Annotated in this window: 3 protein-coding genes, 4 tRNA genes, 2 rRNA genes, 1 pseudogene and 1 riboswitch; all 10 genes and pseudogenes read left to right on the top strand. The window is 39.5% G+C overall.

Annotated elements, in window-relative coordinates:
- Positions 1-140, top strand: a 23S ribosomal RNA gene (locus BLP58_RS11395); the annotation flags it as partial.
- 72 nt (positions 141-212) lie between these two features.
- Positions 213-329: ribosomal RNA gene (rrf, locus tag BLP58_RS11390) — 5S ribosomal RNA — on the top strand.
- A 14-nt stretch (positions 330-343) separates the two neighbouring features.
- Positions 344-416, top strand: a tRNA-Asn gene (locus tag BLP58_RS11385).
- An 11-nt stretch (positions 417-427) separates the two neighbouring features.
- Positions 428-518, top strand: a tRNA-Ser gene (locus BLP58_RS11380).
- A gap of 69 nt (positions 519-587) precedes the next feature.
- On the top strand, positions 588-1,472 hold the full coding sequence (locus BLP58_RS11375) for a metal ABC transporter solute-binding protein, Zn/Mn family (RefSeq protein ID WP_025084330.1): 885 nt from the start codon (positions 588-590) through the stop codon (positions 1,470-1,472).
- A 112-nt stretch (positions 1,473-1,584) separates the two neighbouring features.
- Positions 1,585-1,656: transfer RNA gene (locus tag BLP58_RS11370), tRNA-Glu, on the top strand.
- 5 nt (positions 1,657-1,661) lie between these two features.
- A tRNA-Val gene (locus BLP58_RS11365) sits at positions 1,662-1,734 on the top strand.
- A 67-nt stretch (positions 1,735-1,801) separates the two neighbouring features.
- Positions 1,802-1,888, top strand: a riboswitch (SMK box riboswitch).
- Positions 1,886-3,085, top strand: coding sequence for a methionine adenosyltransferase (metK, locus tag BLP58_RS11360; RefSeq protein WP_013853648.1), 1,200 nt, complete (start codon positions 1,886-1,888; stop codon positions 3,083-3,085). It overlaps the preceding riboswitch by 3 nt.
- Positions 3,086-3,105: 20 nt before the next feature.
- Complete coding sequence (locus tag BLP58_RS11355; RefSeq protein ID WP_013853649.1) at positions 3,106-4,566, top strand: MDR family MFS transporter; 1,461 nt, start codon at positions 3,106-3,108, stop codon at positions 4,564-4,566.
- A gap of 300 nt (positions 4,567-4,866) precedes the next feature.
- Positions 4,867-5,028, top strand: a pseudogene (locus BLP58_RS12005) (ISLre2 family transposase); the annotation flags it as partial.

Genomic DNA, 5,028 nt, shown 5'->3' with positions numbered 1-5,028 from the left:
AGTGCGAAGCCCCCCTCAAGATGAGATTTCCGATGCGCAAGCAATAAGACACCTCAGAGACGATGAGGTAGATAGGCTGGGAGTGGAAGTCCTGTGAAGGATGGAGCGGACCAGTACTAATCAGTCGAAGACTTGACCAAAGCAAAGGCAAGCTGTGAAGGTTTTTTGCGAGAAGGATTATGTTTAGTTTTGAGCGTAGTAGCTCAAAAGAGTACGGTGGCGAAAGCAAGAAGGATACACCTGTTCCCATGCCGAACACAGAAGTTAAGCTTCTTAACGCCGAAAGTAGTTGGTGGGCAACTGCCTGCGAGGAAAGGAAGCTGCCGTGCTCTTTTTTTAATATTCCGGCTTAGCTCAGTTGGTAGAGCGCTTGACTGTTAATCAAGATGTCGTCAGTTCGAGTCTGACAGCCGGAGTACTTTTATATGGAGTGTTGTCCGAGTGGCTTAAGGAGCATGATTGGAAATCATGTATACGGGCTTATACCTGTATCGAGGGTTCAAATCCCTCACACTCCGTATCAAGAGTCTGTAAGCATTGGTCTTACAGGCTTTTTCTTTTTAATGGATGTAATGGGGGAAGAATTTGTGAGATTAAAAAAGATTATAGTCGCACTGTCTTTACTGCTTTTAACCGGAGTGCTTACGGCTTGTTCAACTAAAAAAGAAGAAAATACTAATAAACATAAGGTAGATATTGTAACTTCAACAAATATTTACGCTAATATTGCTAAAAACATCATAGGAAAATATGGCGTAGTGGAAGCAGTCATTAATAATGGTGATATTGATCCCCATGATTTTGAGCCAACTAGTGATTCAGCTAAAAAGGTTGCTACGGCCAATGTCGTGATTGCTAATGGTTTGGGTTATGATAGCTGGATGAACAATCTAGCCAGTGCGAATGATATTCATGTTACTAAAGTGGGCGAACAGCTATTACATCTTAAGCAAGGCGATAATCCTCATATTTGGTACAATTTGAATATGCCGACTAAATATGTCAATTATTTAGTTAAAAAAGCAAGCAAGATAGATCCTAAGCATGCGACTTATTTTAGAAAAAATGCTGTAAAGTACCTTACTAAAATTGATCGAATTAAAAAGTTAGCACAAAAAATAGATGGTCAAAAACAAAAGCCCGTTTATGTCAGTGAGCCGGTATTTGATTATGCTCTACAAGCTTGTCGTTTTAAGATTGGTAATCCTGCTTTTGAGGAAGCTGTAGAAAATGAAACGGATCCTAGTCCTAGGGTTATTCATGAAATGCAAACCAACCTTAAGAAGCAAAAGGTGTCTTTCTTTATTAATAATGTACAGGCCTCAAGCGATACCGTTAATGGAATGGTTAAATTAGCTAAAAAACATCATGTTCCTGTTTTAAACGTGAGAGAAACCATGCCTAATGGGATTAGTTACTCGAATTGGATGTTCGATAATTACCAAAAATTATTTAAAATTTCTTCGAAATAAGGCTTGCATATCTGAAGATTATCTAGTAATATAATAAACGTTGTGATTGAGAGGTCACTAAGATAACTGAGTTTAAAAAAGTTAAAAAAGTTCTTGACTTTTAAAGGAACATGACCCGTTGGTCAAGTGGTTAAGACACGGCCCTTTCACGGCCGTAACATGGGTTCAAATCCCGTACGGGTCACTTATGGAGGATTAGCTCAGCTGGGAGAGCATCTGCCTTACAAGCAGGAGGTCACAGGTTCGAGCCCTGTATCCTCCATTGTTCGGGACTACCGTAGTGACGGTAGTCTTTTTTTATACAAAAAGTACGAACAAGAATATTATTTTATCGGTTCAAGTCCTGAGAGGATTCACTAAGAAGTGAAGATGCCTTGTAACCGAATAGCCTGTGTCTATATAGGGGGACTATTATGGAAAAACGTTTGTTTACTTCAGAATCAGTTTCTGAAGGACATCCAGATAAGGTTGCTGATCAGATTTCTGACGCGATCTTAGATGCGATGCTTGAGAAGGATCCTAATTCACACGTTGCTTGTGAAACGACCGTAACTACTGGAATGGTTTTCGTTTTTGGTGAAATTTCTACGAATGCCTATGTTGATATTCAAGAAGTTGTTCGGAAGACCATCTTGCGTATTGGCTATGATCGTCCTGAATTAGGTTTTGATGGCAATAACTGTGCCGTCATGGTGGACATTGACGAGCAATCACCTGATATTGCTGGTGGTGTCGATCACTCACTTGAAACTAGAGAGAATATTTCTGATAAGGATGTATTAGATCAAATTGGTGCGGGTGACCAAGGTTTGATGTTTGGTTTCGCTATTAAGGAAACTCCAGAACTCATGCCTTTACCAATTTCACTCGCTCACCGCTTGATGAGACGCGTAGCTGCATTGAGGAAAGACCATACTTTGGATTGGCTTCGTCCAGATGCTAAGGCCCAAGTTACGGTTGAATACGATGAGGAGGGCAAACCACTTCGCGTAGATACTGTAGTTATTTCAACTCAAACAGATGCAGAAGTATCTAATGAAGAGATTCGTCGGGCAATGATTGATCTAGTAATCAAGGAAGTTATTCCTGCTAAGTACTTGGATGATGAGACTAAGTTCTTGATCAACCCATCCGGCCGCTTCGTTATCGGTGGACCAAAGGGTGATTCAGGTTTAACTGGTCGTAAGGTTATCGTTGATACTTATGGCGGTTACGCTCGCCACGGCGGCGGTGCCTTCTCAGGTAAGGACCCAACAAAGGTTGACCGTAGTGCTAGTTACGCTGCTCGTTATGTTGCTAAAAATATTGTTGCAGCTGGATTGGCTTACCGCTGTGAAGTTCAACTTGCTTATGCTATTGGTGTTGCTCACCCAGTATCAGTAATGATCGATACTGCAGGCACTGGTAAGGTTGATGATGAACTGTTAACCGAAGCAGTACGTCATGTCTTTGACCTTCGTCCAGCTGGAATTATCAAGATGCTTGATTTACGTCGTCCGATTTATGAACAAACGGCCGCATATGGTCACTTCGGCAGAACCGATATTGATTTGCCATGGGAAAAGACCGATAAAACTCAAGACTTGCTTGATTATATTAAAGATCATCAATAAAAAATGAGAGGGAGTAAAGAATGAAAAAAACAAACGTGCCTGTAGTCACGCTTGCGATTTTTATGACAACCTTTATGACCGCAATTGAGGGGACGATTGTTTCTACTGCAATGCCAACCATTGTTTCTGATCTGGATGGATTAGAAATCATGAATTGGGTTGTCTCAATCTTCCTGTTAATGACGGCTGTATCCACTCCTTTATACGGAAAACTGGCGGATAGCATTGGGCGGAAACCAGTTTTTTTGTTTGGGATTGCTTTGTTTGTCATTGGATCGTCGTTATGTGGCTTAGCGCAAAACATGGTGGAGTTAATTTTGTTTAGAGTGATTCAGGGACTAGGTTCAGGAGCCGTTCAACCGGTTGCGATTACGATTATTGCCGATTTGTACACTTTGCAAAAAAGGGCAAAGATGTTGGGATTAAACTCAGGCTTCTGGGGCGTTGCTTCCGTAATTGCACCATTATTAGGTGGTTTTATTGTGCAACACTTGTCTTGGCACTGGGTATTCTATATTAACGTGCCGATTGGGATCATTGCCTTTTTATTAGTGATCTTTTGTTTGAGAGAGCCCAAGCATGGCTCTAAGTCAAAATTAGATCTGCAGGGAACTATTTGGTTAGTAATCTTGCTGCTGGCTTTAATGTTCTTCTTGCAGGATTTGGACAGTACCACAAATATTTTAATAATGGTTGCTCTGGCTATTTTAATAGTAGTCTCTGTAATTGCTTTCTTTAAGGCAGAAAAACGAGCAGAGGATCCAATAATGCCGCTCTCGATGCTAAAAGATAAGGAGTTCCTATCAATTAATTTAATTACCCTATTAATTTCTGGGGTAGTAATTGGTTTTGAATTTTATATTCCAACTTGGATGCAGGGGATTAATGGAACCAATCCTTCTCTGGCTGGCTTTGCGGTTACTCCAAGCTCACTGATGTGGATTGTCGGTTCATTTCTAATTGGTGGGATGCTCGGTCGCTGGGGAATTAAGAAGACATATGATTATATGCTTCTTGTCTTAGTTCTTGCGGATGCTGTTTTAATCTTCGTGCCAATTTATACGCCATTTTGGGTATTTTGTATTGTAGCCGCCTTTAATGGTACGGCTTTTGGTGCAATCACGACCGCGTCTCAAGTACGCTCGCAGGTTTTAGTGCCTAAAGATGATATTGGCGTTGCTACTTCATTCAATACGCTGATGAAATATCTGGGGCAAACAATGATGGTTTCAATTTACGGAATCTCATTCAACACATTGGTCGCTCATGGCTTAGCTAAACACCCGGGACTTACGCAAGCGATGATGAATAAAATTGTTTCTGCTGAAAATGCGAAGACCTTGGCTGCCAACGTGGTTCCCCAGCTAAGGCAGGTACTCTTAAGCGGATTAAAGGCAGTTTATGTCGTTTCCATGATTGTCATTATTGTTTCGATTTTCCTTAATCAAATTTATCGAGACCGTAAAATTATAAATAAATAATCTAAGAAAAACAGATATCATAAGTTGGTATCTGTTTTTTCTATGCAAAAATAGAATAACAATGATGCTTATTTAAAAAATATTAATAAAATATATATTTTTATTCCAGTACTTTATTTAAATAATGGTGAAATAAATAGTTCGTTTTTGTTTGCTTTTAGGACTAAGTGTATAATTTTTTGCGGTAAGCTGAATAATTAATTAAAAAAGCTCAAGTCCTTTGAATTTGGACTTGAGCTCAAACAAAAAGACCAGTAGTCTGATGTTAAGAACAAAAAACACATTAGAAGCTGGTCTTTTATGGAATCTATTATAACTGATATCGTGAAAATTATTAAGTCTGAAAATAATGTTATTGCTCGTGAAAAGGCATTAATGTGCTACTTCTTTGGTTTGATTAGAGAATTAATGAAATTAGCACTAGAAGAAGTTGATGCCGGCTTAGTTGAAGAAACTAAAAAG

The organism is Lactobacillus kefiranofaciens (assembly GCF_900103655.1).
GTDB classification, from domain to species: domain Bacteria; phylum Bacillota; class Bacilli; order Lactobacillales; family Lactobacillaceae; genus Lactobacillus; species Lactobacillus kefiranofaciens.
This window is presented reverse-complemented; position numbering and strand designations above follow the sequence as displayed.